The organism is Streptomyces sp. NPDC043861, assembly GCF_056435905.1.
Genome location: NZ_JBWKDP010000005.1, coordinates 379,138 through 396,886, shown reverse-complemented (window position 1 = coordinate 396,886; position 17,749 = coordinate 379,138). Strand labels below are relative to the sequence as shown.

The 17,749-nt window shown below is 70.5% G+C and carries 17 protein-coding genes; 12 read left to right on the top strand and 5 right to left on the bottom strand.

Annotated features, from left to right (window positions below; genetic code table 11):
• Window positions 1-112 precede the first annotated feature (112 nt).
• Window positions 113-1,909 carry an AMP-dependent synthetase/ligase gene (locus tag AC068D_RS15320; RefSeq protein WP_478823494.1) on the bottom strand — a complete coding sequence of 599 codons (1,797 nt, stop codon included), beginning with the start codon at window positions 1,907-1,909 and terminating at the stop codon, window positions 113-115.
• A 237-nt stretch (window positions 1,910-2,146) separates the two neighbouring features.
• Between AC068D_RS15320 and AC068D_RS15315 the strand changes: the two genes are divergently transcribed.
• From AC068D_RS15315 to AC068D_RS15290, 6 genes are all read left to right on the top strand, one after another.
• The gene (locus AC068D_RS15315; protein WP_478823493.1) at window positions 2,147-2,908 is read left to right on the top strand and encodes a metallophosphoesterase family protein; all 762 of its coding nucleotides are present in this window, start codon (window positions 2,147-2,149) and stop codon (window positions 2,906-2,908) included.
• Between the two features lie 64 nt (window positions 2,909-2,972).
• Window positions 2,973-3,428 carry an SRPBCC family protein gene (locus AC068D_RS15310; RefSeq protein ID WP_478823492.1) on the top strand — a complete coding sequence of 152 codons (456 nt, stop codon included), beginning with the start codon at window positions 2,973-2,975 and terminating at the stop codon, window positions 3,426-3,428.
• A 13-nt stretch (window positions 3,429-3,441) separates the two neighbouring features.
• A complete protein-coding gene (locus tag AC068D_RS15305; protein WP_478823491.1) occupies window positions 3,442-4,704 on the top strand; it encodes an ArsA family ATPase in 1,263 nt (420 codons plus the stop codon).
• Window positions 4,705-4,765: 61 nt separating this feature from the next.
• On the top strand, window positions 4,766-5,197 hold the full coding sequence (locus AC068D_RS15300; protein ID WP_478823490.1) for a DUF5304 domain-containing protein: 432 nt from the start codon (window positions 4,766-4,768) through the stop codon (window positions 5,195-5,197).
• Between the two features lie 61 nt (window positions 5,198-5,258).
• Window positions 5,259-6,200: an ROK family glucokinase gene (locus AC068D_RS15295; RefSeq protein WP_478823489.1), complete on the top strand. Its 942-nt coding sequence runs from the start codon at window positions 5,259-5,261 to the stop codon at window positions 6,198-6,200.
• A gap of 216 nt (window positions 6,201-6,416) precedes the next feature.
• Window positions 6,417-7,178, top strand: coding sequence for an endonuclease/exonuclease/phosphatase family protein (locus tag AC068D_RS15290; protein ID WP_478823488.1), 762 nt, complete (start codon window positions 6,417-6,419; stop codon window positions 7,176-7,178).
• A 182-nt stretch (window positions 7,179-7,360) separates the two neighbouring features.
• Here the strand turns inward: AC068D_RS15290 and AC068D_RS15285 are convergent, their stop codons facing one another.
• Both AC068D_RS15285 and AC068D_RS15280 read right to left on the bottom strand, forming a co-directional pair.
• Complete coding sequence (locus AC068D_RS15285) at window positions 7,361-7,951, bottom strand: hypothetical protein (RefSeq protein WP_478823487.1); 591 nt, start codon at window positions 7,949-7,951, stop codon at window positions 7,361-7,363.
• Window positions 7,944-8,723, bottom strand: coding sequence for an alpha/beta hydrolase (locus AC068D_RS15280; protein WP_478823486.1), 780 nt, complete (start codon window positions 8,721-8,723; stop codon window positions 7,944-7,946). The genes AC068D_RS15285 and AC068D_RS15280 overlap by 8 nt, the downstream gene beginning before the upstream one ends.
• 240 nt (window positions 8,724-8,963) lie before the next feature.
• On the opposite strand from AC068D_RS15280, the gene AC068D_RS15275 reads away from it, so the two are divergent.
• From AC068D_RS15275 to AC068D_RS15260, 4 genes are all read left to right on the top strand, one after another.
• Window positions 8,964-9,773 carry a lysophospholipid acyltransferase family protein gene (locus AC068D_RS15275; RefSeq protein ID WP_478823485.1) on the top strand — a complete coding sequence of 270 codons (810 nt, stop codon included), beginning with the start codon at window positions 8,964-8,966 and terminating at the stop codon, window positions 9,771-9,773.
• 31 nt (window positions 9,774-9,804) lie between these two features.
• Window positions 9,805-11,025: a MacS family sensor histidine kinase gene (macS, locus tag AC068D_RS15270; RefSeq protein WP_478823484.1), complete on the top strand. Its 1,221-nt coding sequence runs from the start codon at window positions 9,805-9,807 to the stop codon at window positions 11,023-11,025.
• A gap of 2 nt (window positions 11,026-11,027) precedes the next feature.
• Entirely contained in the window at window positions 11,028-11,714 is a 687-nt protein-coding gene (locus AC068D_RS15265) for a response regulator (protein WP_478823483.1), read from the top strand.
• A 137-nt stretch (window positions 11,715-11,851) separates the two neighbouring features.
• The gene (locus tag AC068D_RS15260) at window positions 11,852-12,880 is read left to right on the top strand and encodes a 6-phosphofructokinase (RefSeq protein WP_478823482.1); all 1,029 of its coding nucleotides are present in this window, start codon (window positions 11,852-11,854) and stop codon (window positions 12,878-12,880) included.
• A 118-nt stretch (window positions 12,881-12,998) separates the two neighbouring features.
• Here AC068D_RS15260 and AC068D_RS15255 read toward each other — a convergent pair whose 3' ends face one another.
• Together AC068D_RS15255 and AC068D_RS15250 are read right to left on the bottom strand one after the other, a co-directional pair.
• Window positions 12,999-14,909 (bottom strand): anthranilate synthase family protein, encoded by a 1,911-nt coding sequence (locus AC068D_RS15255; RefSeq protein WP_478823481.1) that lies wholly within the window; start codon window positions 14,907-14,909, stop codon window positions 12,999-13,001.
• Between the two features lie 308 nt (window positions 14,910-15,217).
• Window positions 15,218-15,754, bottom strand: a complete 537-nt coding sequence (locus AC068D_RS15250) for a hypothetical protein (protein WP_478823480.1) — start codon at window positions 15,752-15,754, stop codon at window positions 15,218-15,220.
• A 180-nt stretch (window positions 15,755-15,934) separates the two neighbouring features.
• Here AC068D_RS15250 and AC068D_RS15245 point away from each other — a divergent pair, with 180 nt between their 5' ends.
• The gene (locus AC068D_RS15245) at window positions 15,935-17,281 is read left to right on the top strand and encodes a class II 3-deoxy-7-phosphoheptulonate synthase (RefSeq protein ID WP_478823595.1); all 1,347 of its coding nucleotides are present in this window, start codon (window positions 15,935-15,937) and stop codon (window positions 17,279-17,281) included.
• A gap of 162 nt (window positions 17,282-17,443) precedes the next feature.
• Window positions 17,444-17,716, top strand: coding sequence for a (2Fe-2S)-binding protein (locus tag AC068D_RS15240; RefSeq protein WP_478823479.1), 273 nt, complete (start codon window positions 17,444-17,446; stop codon window positions 17,714-17,716).
• The last annotated feature ends 33 nt before the right edge of the window (window positions 17,717-17,749 follow it).

Genomic DNA, 17,749 nt, shown 5'->3' with positions numbered 1-17,749 from the left:
CTCGCCGCGTTGTCGTCGGTCGCCCACGCTCCGCGTGGGCCCCTTCCTCCGCCTTGCGATCGCACGCACCGGACCCCGCTCACCGATCCAGCCCGACCCCAAACGAAAGGCTCTAGCCCCGGTAGATCGCCTCGATCTCATCGGCGAAGTCCTTCGCCACCACATTCCGCTTCAGCTTCAGCGACGGCGTGATGTGGCCGGCCTCCTCCGTGAACTGGGAGTCCAGGATCCTGAACTTCCGCACCGATTCAGCCTTGGAAACCGCGGCATTGCCCTCGTCCACCGCCCGCTGGACCTCCGCCAGCAGATCCGTGTCCTCGCGCAGCGAAGCCGCCGTCGAACCGGCCGGCTTGCCGTGGTCGGCGGCCCAGCGGGCCAGAAACTCCTCGTCGATGGTGACCAGCGCGCCCACGAACGGCCGCCCGTCACCGACGACCATGCACTCCGCGATCAGCGCGTGCGCCCGGATGCGGTCCTCGATGACCGCCGGGGCGACGTTCTTGCCGCCCGCGGTCACCAGGATCTCCTTCTTCCGGCCCGTGATCGCGAGGTATCCGTCCTCGTCGAGCGTGCCGATGTCACCGGTGTGGAACCAGCCGTCGGCCAGCGCCTCCGCGGTCGCCGCCTCGTTGTTCCAGTAGCCCGAGAAGACATGCTCGCCGTGCACCAGGACCTCGCCGTCGTCGGCGATCCGGACCACCGAGCCGGGCAGCGGCTGCCCGACCGTGCCGATCTTCTGGCGGTCCCACGGGTTGAAGGCCGTGGCGGCACAGGTCTCGGTCAGGCCGTACCCCTCGAGCACCGTGAAGCCGATGCCGCGGTAGAAGTGGCCGAGACGCTCGCCCAGCGGCGCGCCACCGGAGATGGCGAACTCGCCACGGCCGCCCAGCACCGCACGCAGCTTGCTGTAGACGAGCTTGTCGAACACCTTGTGCTTGAGCTTCAGCCCGAGCGATGCGCCCTGCGGGGTGTCGAGGGCCCGGCTGTAGGCGATCGCCGTGTCCGACGCCTTGTCGAAGATCTTGCCCTTTCCGTCCGCCTGGGCCTTCGCCCGCGCGGAGTTGTAGACCTTCTCGAAGACACGTGGCACACCGAGGATGAGTGTCGGCCGGAAGGAGGCGAGTTCATCGGTGAGGTTCTTGATGTCCGGCACGCAGCCGAGCTTGATCGGTGCCATGGCGGGCGCGAGCGCGACCATGCGTCCGAAGACGTGTGCGGCGGGGAGGAAGAGCAGCACGGAGCTGTGGCCCGTGCGGAAGAGCGGCTTGAGACGCTCGACCAGATTGCCGCACTCCGCGAAGAACGCGCGGTGGGTGAGCACACAGCCCTTGGGGCGGCCGGTGGTGCCCGATGTGTAGACGATCGTCGCCGGGTCGTCGGCCTTGGCGACCGCGCTGCGCTCGTCCACCGTCTCGTCGGTGATCTCCGCACCAGCGGCGGTCAGCTCCTCGATGGCGCCGCGCTCGATCTGCCAGACCTGCTTGAGGGCCGGCAGTCCCGCCCGCACCGACTCCACTGCGGCGGCGTGCGCATCGCTCTCCACGACGACCGCGACCGCGCCGGAGTCGCCGAGGATCCACTGCACCTGCTCGGGCGAACTGGTCTCGTACACCGGCACGGTCACCGCGCCGGTGCTCCAGATCGCGAAGTCCAGCTGCACCCACTCGTAGCGGGTGCGGGACATCAGGGCGACCCGGTCGCCGGGCTGCACGCCGGCGGCGATCAGACCCTTGGCGGCGGCCCGTACCTCGGCCAGGAACTGGGTGGCGGTCACGTCCGTCCAGACGCCCGCGACCTTTCTCCCCATGACGGCCACGTCCGGATGCTGCGTGGCATTGCGGCGGATGAGATCCGTCAGATTGCCGTCCGTAGGGACCTCGTACAGGGCCGGAAGGCTGAACTCGCGCAAGACTGCTGCTCCTCATCGGGCGCCGGCGCCACGGCTCTGTGTGAACGCACCGGGGACTGCCCGGACGTTACCCATCAGTACTTGGTTCCGGATAGGGGGTCCCGGCCAGATGTTCTGTGCGTCACACCGGTGTGGCGCTGCACCGGGAACCCTATTCCACCCGTGCGACCACCTGGAAGTAACCGCAGGTCCAGCCCCGTCTACCCACGTGCCTTCGGCGAGCCTAGGGTGATCGGCATGCGAGTTCATGTGGTCAGCGACGTACACGGGAACGCACAGGATCTGGCCAGAGCCGGCGACGGGGCCGACGCCCTGATCTGCCTGGGTGACCTGGTGCTCTTCCTCGACTACGCGGATCACTCGCGCGGCATCTTCCCCGATCTCTTCGGTGTCGAGAACGCCGATCTGATCGTCGAGCTGCGCACCGCCCGCCGCTTCGACGAGGCCCGCGCACTCGGGCAACGGCTGTGGGCCGGGCTCGACCGGGACGCGGCGATCCTCTCGGCGGTGCGCAAGCAGTACGCCGAGATGTTCGCGGCCTTCCCCACCCCTACGTACGCGACCTACGGCAATGTCGACATTCCTTCCCTCTGGCCCGAGTACGCGGGTCCGGGCACCACCGTTCTCGACGGGCAGCGCATCGAGCTGGACGGACGCGTCTTCGGCTTCGTCGGCGGCGGCCTGCGCACCCCGATGCGCACGCCGTTCGAGATCTCGGACGAGGAGTACGCCGCGAAGGTCGAGGCCCTCGGCGAGGTCGACGTCCTGTGCTCGCACATCCCGCCCGATGTGCCGGAGCTGACCTATGACGTCGTTCCGCGCCGCTTCGAGCGCGGCAGCCGGGCCCTGCTCGACGCCATCCGGCGGACCCGGCCGCGGTATGCACTCTTCGGGCACGTCCATCAACCCCTGGCGCGCCGGATGCGGATCGGCTCCACCGAGTGCGTGAACGTCGGGCACTTCGCGGCGACGGGAAGGCCGTGGGCCCTGGAATGGTGACCGGTCCGGTCACGGTAGATTGCACACCGCAACCCCGTCCGGATAGCACTGGAGGAGCCCGGCGATGGCGGAACACACCAGCTCGAGCATCACCATCGACGCGGCACCGACCGATGTGATGGGGGTGATCTCCGACTTCGCGCGCTACCCGGAGTGGACGGGTGAGGTGAAGGAGACCGAGGTCCTGGAGAAGGACGACCAGGGACGTGCGTTGCAGGTCCGGCTGGTGCTCGACGCCGGAGCCATCAAGGACGACCACACGCTCGCGTACACCTGGACCGGCGCGAACCAGGTCTCCTGGACCCTGGTCAAGTCGCAGATGCTCCGCTCCCTGGACGGTTCGTACACGCTGGCGCCGATCGCCGGCGGCGAGCGCACCGAAGTCACCTACCAGCTGACCGTCGACGTCAAGATCCCGATGCTCGGCATGATCAAGCGCAAGGCGGAGAAGGTCATCATCGACCGTGCCCTCGCCGGTCTGAAGAAGCGCGTCGAGTCCGGCGCCGGGCCGAAGGCCTGACTCCATCCCTCCCATGCGCATCGTCCTCGTCACCGGGCCCGGGGGTTCGGGCCGTACCACCGTCGCCGCGGCCACCGCGCTCGCCGCTGCGCGGCGCGGAAAGCGGACCCTGCTGCTCTCGGGAGAAGCCGATGCCGTGCTCGGGGCCAGGGTCGGCACCGGACCGGACGAGGTGACTGAGGGGCTCTGGGCCGCGCGGATCGACTCCGGTGCGCACTTCCGTGCCGAACTGCTCGCCTTCCAGGAGCGCAGTACGACGGCGCTCGGTCTGCTGGGCGCGCACAGGCTGGAGGACGAGGAGCTCACCGAGCTCCCCGGCAGTGAGCAGTTCGCGCTGCTGCGTGCGCTGCGGGATCTGCGCGGCGGCGACTGGGACGTGGTCGTCGTCGACATGCCCCCGGTGCGCGAGACCATCGCCCTGCTCGGCCTGCCCGAACAGCTCCGCCGTTATCTGCGCCGGCTGCTCCCGCCCGAGCGGCAGGCGGCCCGGGCACTGCGTCCGGTGCTGGCCCAGCTCGCGGGTGTGCCGATGCCTGCCCAGTGGCTGTACGAGACCGCCGCACGCTGGGAGGCGGAACTCTCCGCCGTGCAGGACCTGATCGAGGACCGGAACACGACGGTACGGCTCGTCGCCGAGCCCGGGCCCGCCGCCGAGGACGCCCTGCGCACCGCCCGGCTGGGCCTTGCGCTGTACGGGATGCACATCGACGCCCTCGTACCGAACCGGACCCTGCCGCCCGCATCCTCCGACCCCTGGCTCGCCGGGCTCCAGGCGCAGCAGGAGAAGACCCTGCGGGAGTGGTACGCGGACGTGCCGTCCGCCTCCTCGCTCTGCGAGGTCCGGCACCTCGGCCGTGATGCCCGGGGACAGGACGATCTGACCGCGCTGGACACCGGGGCGTCCTGCTCCACCTTCGACGGGGCAAGCACCGGCGGCGGTCACCTTCACGGTGACGGCCTCGCCACCGGGCTCGAGCCCCGGGAGGCCGGGCCGACCGAGCCCTGGGAGATCCTGGGCCCGGGCGCCCTCCAGGGGGAGCCCGGGGCCGCGGGCGACGAGTTCCACTGGGTGCTGCCGCTGCCAGGAGCGGTCAGGGAACAGGTGCAGCTGGTCCGCCGGGGCGACGAACTGCTCCTCACGGTCGGAGATTTCCGGCGGATCGTGCCCCTGGCGTCCGTCCTGCGCCGCTGCACCGTCTCGGGCGCGGGCCTCAAGGACGGTGAGCTGAGGGTCAGATTCACGCCGGACCCCGGTCTGTGGCCGCGGGGGCGCTGAACGGCAACGGCCCGTTCGGGTACCGTCGACGGTACGCAGTCCCGTTCTCCAGGAGTACGCCATGAGCGATGCCACCGAGCGTCCCGTCGACCCCGACGCCTGGGCCGATGCGTGTGCCGAGGACCTGGAGGCCGAGCGGGCCCGCCGCCGCGAGCAGCACGGTCCGGGGCCCGGTTCCGCGGCCGAGGAGCTGCGCAGGCTGATGGACGCCGTTACCGAGAAGATGTCCTCGCTGCAGAACCCGCTCTTCGGCGTGGCGGCCCAGGGAGCCGTGCAGCAGCTGATCAGCCAGGCCAAGGCGGCCGTCGAGCCGGTTATCGAGCGAAACCCGCAGGTCTTCGACCACCTGGCGGCCGCAGGCAACGAGCTGCTGGCGGCCTACCGCTCGGCCGTCGAGGGCCATGAGCGGCGCTGGACGCGTGACGAGCCGACGACCCGTGACGGGCGGGACGGACGCGACGACGGTCCGAGCGAGAAGATCGACCTGGACTGAGGTCGGGAGTCCCTCCGGTACCGTTGCCCTTAGCGGGGCTCGACCGAAAACTGAGGGACACATGGGACTCACCATCGGCGTCGACATCGGCGGCACCAAGATTGCGGCCGGCGTGGTCGACGACGCGGGCACCATTCTCGAGACGCACACGGTGCCCACTCCGCCGACCGCAGATGCCATCGTCGACGCGATCTCCTCGGCCGTCACCGGGGCCGGTAAGGGCCACAGCATCGAAGCGGTCGGCATCGGCGCCGCCGGCTACGTCGACGAGAAGCGGGCCACCGTCCTCTTCGCGCCGAACATCGACTGGCGGCACGAGCCGCTCAAGGACAAGGTCGAGCAGCGGGTCGGCCTCCCCGTCGTGGTGGAGAACGACGCCAACGCCGCGGCGTGGGGGGAATACCGCTTCGGTGCGGGCCAGGGCCACGAGGACGTCATCTGCATCACGCTCGGCACCGGTCTCGGCGGCGGCATCATCATCGGCAACAAGCTGCGACGCGGGCGCTTCGGTGTGGCCGCGGAGTTCGGCCACATCCGGATGGTCCCCGACGGTCTGCTGTGCGGCTGCGGCAGCCAGGGCTGCTGGGAGCAGTACGCGTCGGGGCGGGCGCTCGTCCGTTACGCCCGGCAGCGCGCCCGGGCGACCCCCGAGAACGCGGCGATCCTGCTCGGTCTCGGCGACGGCACGCCCGAAGGCGTCGAGGGCAGGCACGTCAGCGATGCGGCCCGGCAGGGCGACAAGGTCGCGATCGACTCCTTCCGCGAGCTGGCCCGCTGGGCGGGCGCGGGTCTGGCCGATCTCGCCTCGCTCTTCGACCCGTCCGCGTTCATCGTCGGCGGCGGTGTCTCGGACGAGGGCGAGCTCGTTCTGGATCCGATCCGCAAGTCCTTCCGCCGCTGGCTGATCGGCGCCCAGTGGCGCCCGCACGCCCAGGTCCTCGCCGCCCAGCTGGGGAACAAGGCCGGCCTCGTCGGTGCGGCCGACCTGGCCAGGCAGGGCTGAAGGCCGGGCAGGGCTGACGGCCGGGCCGACGGCACGCGTTCTCGAGCGTGCCCGCCGGGCCCCTTCACCGGGGCCGGCGGGCACGCGCGTGTCCCCGGCGGCCCGCCGGGTTGCCGTACCCCGTCGCTCCTGCGCCGCCCTGCCGCCGGGCCGGGAGGCGCGGCACGCCCGCGGCACAGGCCGGGCAACAGGGCCTGAGCCCGTTATCTTGACCGCATGGCGACGTCCGAGACGCAACCGCTGCCCAACTCCCGCACCGAGCCCGACGGTTCGGCCGTCGTCAGGGTGCTCAGCTACAACATCCGGTCGATGCGGGACGACGAGGACGCCCTCGCCCGGGTGATCCGGGCCTGCCGGCCCGATCTTGTGTTCGTCCAGGAGGCGCCGCGATTCTTCCGGTGGCGCAAGCACGCGGCGCGGCTGGCCGCCAAGAGCGAACTGGTGATGCTGAGCGGGGGAGCGACCTCCGCCGGGCCGCTCCTGCTCTGCTCACTGCGGGCGACCGTGGAGCACACCGAGGACGTGCTGCTGCCGCTCACCCCCGGACTGCACCGCCGCGGCTTCGCCACTGCCGTCGTACGGTTCGGCCGGGCCAGGGTCGGGGTGCTCAGCTGTCATCTGAGCCTTCAGAGCGACGAGCGCTACGCCCAGGCAGGGATGCTGCTCGACCGCCTCGCGACCATGGACGTGCCGCACGCGATCGCTGCCGGTGACATCAACGAACGCCCCAAGGGCCCCGCGTTCCGGCGGCTCGCGGCCGAGCTGCAGGACTGCTGGACCGTCGGCCCCTGGGGCGGTGAGTACACCTTCCCGCCCGCCGATCCGCACCAGCGCATCGACGCGGTCTTCGCCACCCGTGGCATCGAAGTGCTCGGCTGCGGCGTGCCGTCCCGCCTCCCCGGTGTCACGGCGCACGACCTGAGGGCCGCGACCGACCATCTGCCGGTGCTGGCCGCCCTGCGGCTGCCCGCGGTCTGACGCATGCCGGACTCCACACCGGTCCTTCCCGGGTGGCGCGCCCTGGTGTGGGGATGTGAGGAGGGCCCGGCCGGAGGGAAGGCCCGGCCGGGCCCACGTGTGTTCCCGCTCCCCGGTCCGACGCCCGTTCGCCACCGGTGGGCTCTGCATCCCCCGGGGCGTCGGTGCCGACGGGGGCCTGCTCAGACCACGGCGCCCCGGCCGGGGTCGTCGTCGTCCTCGTCGTCACCGTGGGCCATGCGGGCCACCAGCGTGGCAAAGCCGCCGAGGAAGCCACCGACGCCCAGCGTGGTGAGCCACCACGTCATGTCCCACTGGAGGAGAACGGCGAGCAGCAGCAGCACCGGGCCGCCGATCACCGCGAGCCATGCGAACTTCGCGGTCGTGTCGGCCTCCGGCAGCGGCGGCGGCTCCGGCGGTACGAAGTGGCCTTCGTCGGTCTCGTCGAGGTCGTCGTCGCCCGCCTCGGCGACCTCGTAGTCACGCGGGCCGCCCGCGCCGGGGCCCACGCCCGGTGCGAAGACGATCGAGCTGCCCAGGGGCCTGTCCGGCCCGGCGTCCTCAGTCCCGTCGTCCCCGGCCGCGGGTGTGCCGCCCTTCACCGCCTTGTCCAGGCCGGCCAGGTCCTCCACGGACTTGAACGGTCTGGCGCCCGGCGGGTCCGCGGGCTCCGTGCCGTAGCCCGCGACGATGGCCGCCCAGGCGGCGTCCTCGTCGATCGGCTGCGGCTCCCGGTCCCGGTCGTCCCGGTCCGCGTCGTGCTGCTCAGCCACCGGTGGTGCTCCCCTTCTTCCCGACACTCGGAGCGAGGCGGCCGACGAATGCGTAACTCTCCTCGAAAATCCGCTCCGCGTCGTGGTCCAACGTCGCCACGTGGTAGCTCTGTTCCAGCAGGATCTCCTGCACGTCCACCGAGGACACACGGCTGAGGATCCGGGCCGAGTCGACGGGCGGAACGACATGGTCCTGGGGGCTGTGCAGCAGCACCATCGGCTGGGTGACCTGCGGCAGCTCGCCGTCGACCAGCCGGAGGAAGTTCCGCAGGGAGTGCGCGGCGTGCAGCGGCACCCGGTCGTAGCCGAGCTCCTCCACGCCCTCCTTGGCGATATCGCTGGTCAGGCCCTTCGTGGTGCGGACGAGGTGGCGGGCCACCGGAAGGGCGTGCGCCGAGAGGCCGTGCACCTTGTTGGCCGGGTTGACGACCACGATGCCGCTGATCGCGTCGCCGTGCTTGGCGGCGAGCCTCAGGGTCAGCGCGCCGCCCATGGACAGGCCGAACACGAACACGTGGCTGCAGCGCTCCTTCAGCGCGCGCAGTTCCCTGTCCACCTCGGCGTACCAGTCCTGCCAGCCGGTCAGCTGCATGTCCTGCCAGCGGGTGCCGTGTCCGGGCAGCAGCGGCAGTGACACCGTCAGACCGCGCTCCGCCAGATACTCCGCCCATGGACGGAGCGACTGCGGGCAACCGGTGAATCCGTGACAGAGAAGGACGCCGACCTCGCCACCCTCGTGGCGGTACGGCTCGGCTCCAGGAAGGACCGGCACCGGAGTCTCCTGTTCATGAGGACGAGAAGGAACGAAGGGACAAAGGGGCAAAGAGGAAGGAGAAGGGGACGTCATCGGAAGAGGTTCGATCCGAAGGTGCCTTCACCGTACGCGACCGCGCTGACACCGACCAGGGTCGACGGTGCCCGAGCATGGCCCGGGGGAGAGCATGCAGGCCCCGCAGGGTTAAGGTCTTCCCGACGGACAGGCAGGAAGGCACGCGAGTTGATCTACGGCGCAATGAAGTTCTCCATCGGAGGGTCACTGAAGCTTGCCTTCAGGCCGTGGGTGGAGGGCCTCGAGAACATTCCCGCCGAGGGGCCGGCGATCCTTGCGAGCAACCACCTCTCCTTCTCGGACTCCTTCTTCCTCCCGGCGGTCCTCGACCGCAAGGTCACCTTCATCGCCAAGGCCGAGTACTTCACCTCGCCGGGTCTGAAGGGCAAGCTCACCGCCGCCTTCTTCAAGGGTGTGGGCCAGCTGCCGGTGGACCGCTCGGGTGCGCGCGGCGCGGGCGAGGCAGCCATCAAGAGCGGCATAGAGGTCATCGAGCGCGGTGAACTGTTCGGCATCTACCCGGAGGGCACCCGCTCGCCCGACGGCCGGCTGTACCGGGGGAAGCCTGGCGGCCTCGCGCGGGTGGCGCTCGCGACGGGCGCACCCGTCATCCCGGTCGCGATGATCGACACCGAGAAGATCCAGCCGCCCGGCAAGGTCGTCCCCAAGCTGATGCGCCCGGGCATCCGCATCGGCAAGCCGCTCGACTTCAGCCGCTACCACGGCATGGACCACGACCGCTTCATCCTGCGCTCGGTGACCGACGAGGTCATGTACGAGATCATGAAGCTCTCCGGGCAGGAGTACGTGGACATCTACGCCACGGCCGCCAAGCGGCAGATCGCCGACGCGGAGAAGGCGGCCAGGGAAGCGGCCAAGGAGGCGGCGAAGGAAGCCGACAGGGCCGCGAAGCAGGCGGAGAAGGCAGAGAAGGCGAAGCGGGCCGAGCCGGAGCCGAAGGGCGAAGGGGCGGAGCGGAACGGCGCCCAGTAGCGTCGTCCGGCAGGGGCGGGACGGGGGAATCATGGCCAGACGCGAGCGTGTCGTGCGCATGTCGGTCGAGCTGCCGCTGTGGCGCGCGCTGACCGCGTACCGCGTATTGACGATGGTCTACGCCGTGCTGCTCTTCGTCTTCGCGCGGGACAAGTTCGAGCATCCCTGGGTGGCCATCGGCTACCTCGCAGTCCTGGCCGTCTGGACCCTCGCCACGCTTCCCAGGGTGGCCAACGCCGCCGCCTGCACCAAGCGTTTCCTCGTCGCAGACCTCACCGTGGCCCTCACGGGCGTTCTGCTCACTCCGCTGGCCGACGACCAGGCCCAGCAGATCGACGGCCCCACCCTGCCGTCGATCTGGACGGCGGGGGCGGTCCTCGCCTACGCGATCAGGGGCGGCTGGCGCTGGGCGGGCTTCGCCTCCTCCCTCGTCGCGGTCGCCAACATCATCGAGCGCGGCGAGCCCAGCCGGGACACGTTCCACAACGTCCTGTTGGTCTGGGTCGCCTCCATCGGCATCGGCTACGTGGTCGAGATCGCCCGTGCCTCCGAGCGCACCCTGGCCCGCGCCCTGGAGATCGAGGCGGCGACCCGGGAGCGGGAGCGGCTGGCCCGTGACATCCACGACAGCGTGCTCCAGGTGCTGGCCATGGTGCAGCGGCGTGGCACGGCGATCGGCGGCGAGGCGGCGGAGCTGGGCAGGATGGCGGGCGAGCAGGAGGTCGCCCTGCGCACCCTCGTCGCCGGGGGCCTGGTGCCCGCATCGAGGGTGTCGGAGGACGAGGCGGAGGGCGCGGTCGTACGCCTCGTCGACGAACCCGATGACGGGCAGGACGGGCAGGACGGCGCCGGTGAACGGCCGTGCGATGTGCGCACGCTGCTGGCGGCGCACGCCGGCTGTCGGGTCACCCTCTCCGAGCCCGGCGCCCCGGTGCTGCTTCCGGAGCACCCGGCCAAGGAGCTCGCGGCCGCTGTCGGTGCCGCGCTGGACAATGTCCGCAGGCACGCCGGAGACGATGCACAGGCCTGGATCCTGGTCGAGGACTGGCCGCACGAGGTGATCGTGACGGTCAGGGATGACGGGCCGGGCATCCCGGAGGGAAGGCTCGCCCAGGCCGAGGGGGAGGGGCGGCTCGGCGTCGCACTCTCGATCCGCGGTCGGCTGCGGGACATCGGTGGCACGTCCGAGCTGGTCTCGGTGCCGGGACAGGGCACGGAAGTCGAGTTGAAGGTCCCACGGGGGAAGGCGTGACGATGGCGGAGACGACGACGGAGCAGAAGCCGGTGCGGGTCATGGTGGTCGACGACCACCCGATGTGGCGCGATGCGGTCGCACGCGATCTGGCCGAGGCCGGCTGCGACGTGGTCGCGACCGCGGGCGACGGACCGCAGGCGGTGCGCCGCGCCCTCGCCACGGCACCCGATGTGCTCGTTCTCGATCTGAATCTGCCCGGGATGCCCGGCGTGCGCGTCTGCAAGGAACTCGTCGGGTCGAACCCCGCGCTGCGGGTGCTGGTGCTCTCCGCGAGCGGTGAGCACGCCGACGTGCTGGAGGCGGTGAAGTCGGGTGCGACCGGCTATCTGCTGAAGTCGGCCAGCACGGAGGAGCTGATCGACGCCGTGCGGCGGACCGCCGTCGGTGACCCGGTGTTCACACCGGGCCTGGCGGGGCTGGTGCTCGGGGAGTACCGGCGGCTGGCCACCGAGCCCGCTCCGGCAGCCGGGCCCGACGAGCCGAAGGCGCCGCGCCTGACCGAGCGCGAGACCGAAGTGCTTCGGCTGGTGGCCAAGGGCCTCTCGTACAAGCAGATCGCCGAGCGTCTCGTCATCTCGCACCGCACGGTCCAGAACCATGTGCAGAACACCCTGGGCAAGCTCCAGCTGCACAATCGCGTGGAGCTCGTCCGATATGCGATCGAGCGCGGCCTCGACGACGCCTGATCACTCGTGCGAGTGAACGGATGGGTGTCAACGTGCGCCTGCCGTACGGGAATTCACCTTTCGTACCGTCCCGGAGTGACACAGGTCACTACTAGCGTGGTTCCCCTATGCCACCACCGACGGCGAAGGGAACTTCCATGCGGGTCGGAGTACTGACCGGGGGCGGCGACTGCCCCGGCCTCAATGCGGTCATCCGCGGCATCGTCCGCAAGGGTGTCCAGGAGTACGGCTACGAGTTCACCGGCTACCGGGACGGCTGGCGCGGGCCGCTGGAGGGCGACACCGTGCGCCTGGACATCCCCGCCGTGCGGGGCATCCTGCCACGCGGCGGCACGGTCCTCGGCTCATCGCGCACCAATCCCTTCAAGCAGGAGAACGGCATCCGCCGTATCAAGGAGAACCTCGCCAAGCACGAGGTGGAGGCGCTCATCGCGATCGGTGGCGAGGACACCCTTGGGGTCGCCGCCCGCCTCGCCGACGAGCACGGCGTCAACTGCGTGGGCGTGCCCAAGACGATCGACAACGATCTCTCCGCCACGGACTACACCTTCGGCTTCGACACGGCGGTCGGTATCGCGACCGAGGCCATCGACCGGCTGCACACCACGGCCGAGTCGCACATGAGGGTCCTGGTCGTGGAGGTGATGGGCCGTCACGCGGGCTGGATCGCACTGCACTCGGGGCTTGCCGGAGGTGCCAATGCCATCCTCATCCCGGAGCAGCGCTTCGACGTGGCCCAGGTGTGCGCCTGGGTCACCTCGCGCTTCCGTGCCTCGTACGCGCCGATCGTGGTCGTCGCCGAGGGGGCGATGCCCAAGGACGGTGACATGGTCCTCAAGGACGGCACGCTCGACTCCTTCGGGCATGTCCGGCTCTCGGGCGTGGGCGAGTGGCTGGCCAAGGAGATCGAGAAGCGCACCGGCAAGGAGGCCAGGACGACGGTCCTCGGCCATGTCCAGCGCGGTGGCACCCCCAGCGCCTTCGACCGCTGGCTGGCCACCCGGTTCGGCCTCCACGCCGTCGACGCGGTGCACGACGGCGACTACGGGAAGATGGTGGCGCTGCGCGGCACCGACATCGTGCGCGTACCCATCTCCGAGGCGACATCGAAACTGAAGACGGTCGATCCCGCGCTGTACGCGGAGGTCGGCGTCTTCTTCGGCTGAACGTGCCCTCGGCTCCCGGTCCCCCGCCCCCTTGCCCGGGAAGAGGGGGACCGGTCCTGCCGCAGGTGTCATGCCAGGCGCGGCCCCCGGGCGGCAAGGGCCCGGTCCGCGGCCGGGTCTACGCCGAGGGCTGCGGAACCACGTCCTTCAGCAGTGCCCGCACGACCTCCGGGCCGCGCAGCGTCAGGACCGACTCCGGGTGGAACTGGATGCCGGCGAATCCGGGGCCCCGCACCGCGTGGACCTCGTCCGTCGAAGGATCACGCCCCACCTCGACCCCCCGCAGCGCCAGCTCCGCCGCGGTCGCCGTGTCGCACACGGCCGTGAAGCTGTTGTAGAAGCCCACCGTCTCCTCCGTGCCGAAGAGATCGATCCGCATCTGGGCACCCTGGAAGGGCGACTCCTTGCGGGCGATGTCCAGGCCCAGCTCCGCGGCGATGAGTTCATGCCCCAGGCACACACCCAGCAGTCCGCCCCGGTGCCCGCGCAGCAGCGCCGCGGCAAGGGAGCGCAGGAAGCGCATCCTCGGGTCGGTGGGATCGGCGGGATCGCCCGGCCCCGGACCGAGGACCACGGGCCCTTCGTGGGCCAGCGCCGCCTCCCGTACGCCCGGCTCGTCGTAGCGGCGTACGGTCACCTCCAGGCCCGAGCTGCGCAGCAGGTGCGCGAGCATCGCGGTGAAGGTGTCCTCACCGTCCACCACCAGGGCGTGACCCGTCACCTCCGCAGGGCGTGACTGCATCCTCAGCCAGAACGGCGCCAGACCTGCCCGCCGGGCGTCCAGTGCCGCACGCACCTGGGGATCGTCGGCCGGCCGTGCCCCGACCGGCTCTCCGAGGGGCCGCACGGGACGGGCCCTCCCCCCGCCCGCCGCGTGTGCCGGGACCCCCAGCGCGGCCAGTACCCCTGCCGCCTTGGCGTGGGTCTCGGCCACCTCGGACAGCGGGTCCGAATGCCGGACCAGTGTGGCGCCCACCGGGACGCGCACCTCGCCGGTGGCCGAGATGTCGGCAGTACGGATCATGATCGGTGAGTCCAGGGTCTGGGCCCCGCCCGCATCGTGCCCGAGCAGCGCAAGCGCTCCGGCGTAGTAGCCGCGCCCGCCGTGCTCGTACCGTTCGATGACCCGGCACGCGTTCTGGACCGGCGACCCGGTGACCGTTGCCGCGAACATGGTCTCGCGCAGCACGTCCCGTACGTCCAGCGACGAACGTCCGCGCAGCTCGTACTCGGTGTGCGCGAGATGGGCCATTTCCCTGAGCCGGGGTCCGACGACCACCCCGCCCATGTCGCCGACGGTGCACATCATCTTCAGCTCCTCGTCGACGACCATGGAGAGCTCGTCGGTCTCCTTGCGGTCGCCGAGGAAGTCCAGCAGACCTTCGGGGGACGGCCCGGTGGCCGGATAGCGGTAGGTGCCGCTGATCGGGTTCATCACGACGGTCCCTCCCGACATCCGGACGTGCACCTCGGGGCTGGCCCCCACGAGCGTCCGTTCCCCGGTGTGGACGACGAACGTCCAGTACGCGCCCCGCTCACCCGCGAGCAGCCGACGGAAGAGGGCGAGCGCATCGGCCCGGCCGAAGCCGGGGATCCCACCCGTGAAGGTCCTCCGGATGACGAAGTTCGCCCCCTCGCCCCTTCCGATCTCGTCCTCGACGACGCGCCGGACCGTCTCCGCGTAGTCCTGGTCGGTGACGTCGAAACCGCCGCCCTCCACCCGCACCTCGTGACCGGGGAGCAGCTCGAGCACATCCGCCACGGGCAGCTCGTGCGTCTCGTCCGCGACCAGTACCGTCAGCGGCGTTCCGTCGTCCCGGACGTCGAATCCGCGCTCCCTGATCTGCCGGAACGGCACCAGCGCGAGCGAGGGGCGGTCACCCACCGGGATGTCGGCGAGCAGTTCGGCCTCATGGACGCGGCCCGTGAGCACCTCGACGATGTCCTGGTCGTGGCCCGGTGTGCGCCTGTGGAGCAGGGCGAACGGGAGACGGCAGGCGTCGTCCAGCAGTCTGCTGATGATGTCCATCCGTGTTCCTTTCCATCGTGGAGAGGAACGGCCCTGGAAACGGAGAAAAGGCCGCCCCTCGGGCGGCCTTCGCGGTGATCGTTCAGTGGGTACGCGCGAATGGGTGGGCCGCCGGTCCAGCGGGCCACCACCAGTTCTGGTTGGTCAGCGCGTACATGCGAGGCACCTTAACCGAAACGGACCGGAGGCGCCGCGTCCGTCCATGGCCGCAGAGAGGCCGCCGACGCGGAGGGCGAGGCGACTGCCGCATGCCGACGGCCGCGGCACACGCCGTGCCGCGGCACGGTCGCGGCACGGTCGCGGCACGTTCAGAGAAGCCGGACCGCGACGGCCGCCAGCAGCTGGATGCCGATGCCCAGCACAAGGATGCCGATCGATCCCGCGAACAGCACCAGGACGTAGCCGTCCGGAGCCGGCGCCGTCCCGCGCCACGCGAGGGTGGACAGCCACAGGCACGCCATCGCTCCCGGGATGACGAGCAGTGCCGCCCACGTCGCGTACTTCACGAACTCCACGGCCGACGGCTCGTAGCCCATGCTGCCGATCAGCCGCACCTCGACCCGGGTGCCCGCCGGATATCTGTCGTCGGCCCCGCGGAGGAACACGTCGTCGCGGGTCCGCAGGCTTTCCGCGGGTGCGTAGACGCCCTCGCAGTCGACGCCGATCACACTGCCCTCGAGGTCGTAGTTGTCGTAGCACTCGGCGACCGTGAGGACGCCGTCGGCCGGACCCGCTCCCGTGACTGCGGCCAGCCGCGGCCCGAAGAGGAGCCAGACGCCCCACAACGACGCCCCGAGGCAGACCAGTGCCGCCGATACCGCCGCGGCCGCCCGCACTGCCCGCACAGCGTCAGCCGTTCTGCTCGGTGTTCATGACAGCCCCCATCCCGCGGAGAGCGTAACGGAATGATCCCGGCGACGGTCCCCCGCCTGCCTCAGGTGATCACGGGTAGGGGGTGGTTCGTCTCAAAAAGTGAGCAGGAGGCTGGACGGCACGTGCGACCACGTAATGTTGTCGGGGTGACCGTGAACGCTAAGACCACCGCAACCGGTGGCAACACCTGGCGAAACCTGCCCGCGGCGCAGCAGCCCGAGTACCCCGATGCCGAGGCTCTGCGCGATGTGATCGCGGACCTCGAGTCGTATCCGCCGCTCGTCTTTGCGGGCGAGTGCGACCAGCTGCGCGCCCGGATGGGAGCCGTCGCCAGGGGCGAGGCGTTCCTGCTCCAGGGCGGCGACTGCGCCGAGGCATTCGACGCCGTGTCCGCCGAGCACATCCGTAACAAGCTCAAGACCCTGCTCCAGATGGGTGCGGTGCTGACGTACGCCGCGTCCGTGCCGGTCGTCAAGGTCGGCCGGATCGCCGGTCAGTACTCCAAGCCGCGCTCCAAGCCGACCGAGACCCGGGACGGTGTGACACTGCCGACCTACCGGGGCGACTCCGTCAACGGCTTCGAGTTCACCGAGGAGGCCCGCGTCCCGGACCCCGAGCGGCTGAAGCGGATGTACCACGCGTCCGCGTCGACGCTCAACCTCGTGCGCGCCTTCACCACCGGTGGCTACGCGGACCTGCGCCAGGTGCACGCCTGGAACCAGGACTTCGTGAAGTCGTCCCCGTCCGGGCAGCGCTACGAGCAGCTGGCGCGCGAGATCGACAACGCGCTGAACTTCATGAAGGCCTGCGGCACCGACCCGGCCGAGTTCCGCACGGTGGAGTTCTTCGCCTCGCACGAGGCCCTGCTGCTGGACTACGAGACGGCGCTGACCCGTGTGGACTCGCGTACCGGGCAGCTGTACGACGTCTCCGGCCACATGGTCTGGATCGGTGAGCGCACCCGGCAGATGGACGGTGCGCACATCGAGTTCGCGTCGAAGATCCGCAACCCGATCGGTGTGAAGCTCGGTCCGACCACGACGGTCGACGAGGCGTTGCAGTACATCGACAAGCTGGATCCGGAGCGGGAGCCCGGCCGGCTGACCTTCGTCGTCCGTATGGGCGCCGACAAGGTCCGGGACAAGCTCCCGGAGCTCGTCGAGAAGGTCACGGCGTCCGGCGCCACGGTGGCCTGGGTGACCGACCCGATGCACGGCAACACCTTCGAGGCGGCGTCCGGCCACAAGACACGCCGTTTCGACGATGTGCTCGACGAGGTCAAGGGCTTCTTCGAGGTGCACAAGGCGCTCGGCACCCACCCGGGCGGCATCCATGTCGAGCTGACCGGTGACGATGTCACCGAGTGCGTGGGCGGCGGCGACGAGATCTTCGTCGACGATCTGCACCAGCGCTACGAGACGGCCTGCGACCCCCGGCTGAACCGCAGCCAGTCGCTGGACCTGGCGTTCCTGGTGGCGGAGATGTACCGCGACCAGTGACCCGGCCGGTGTCCACGCGACACGCGCCCGTGGGGCGCGGATCCATGTGATCCGCGCCCCACAGTCGTCTCCGGGGCTTTTGCGTCCCGGGGGTGGCGGGTAAGGTTAGGTTAGCCTCACCGATCAATCGGGACGGGCACTGCTTATCGATCCCGCCGGGAGGTGAACCGCGTGTACGTCTGCTCATGCTTCGGCATCACGGAGAAGCAGGTCAAGGAGCACGCGGAGGCCGGTGCCTGCACCCCCCGCCAGATCGCGTCCGTCTCCAAGGCAGGCACTGACTGCGGATCGTGCGTCCGCAGGATCCAGGGCATCCTCGGCCGTGGCGCCTGCCCCCGCCGGGAGCTGCTCGACCAGGGCAACGGCGCCGCCGTCCTGGCCGCCGACCCGGAGACCGTCGCAGACGCACCAGGCGAGCTTCCCGAAGCGGCCTAGGCCCTGTCCGGGCGACCTTCAGCGGCGCTTCGC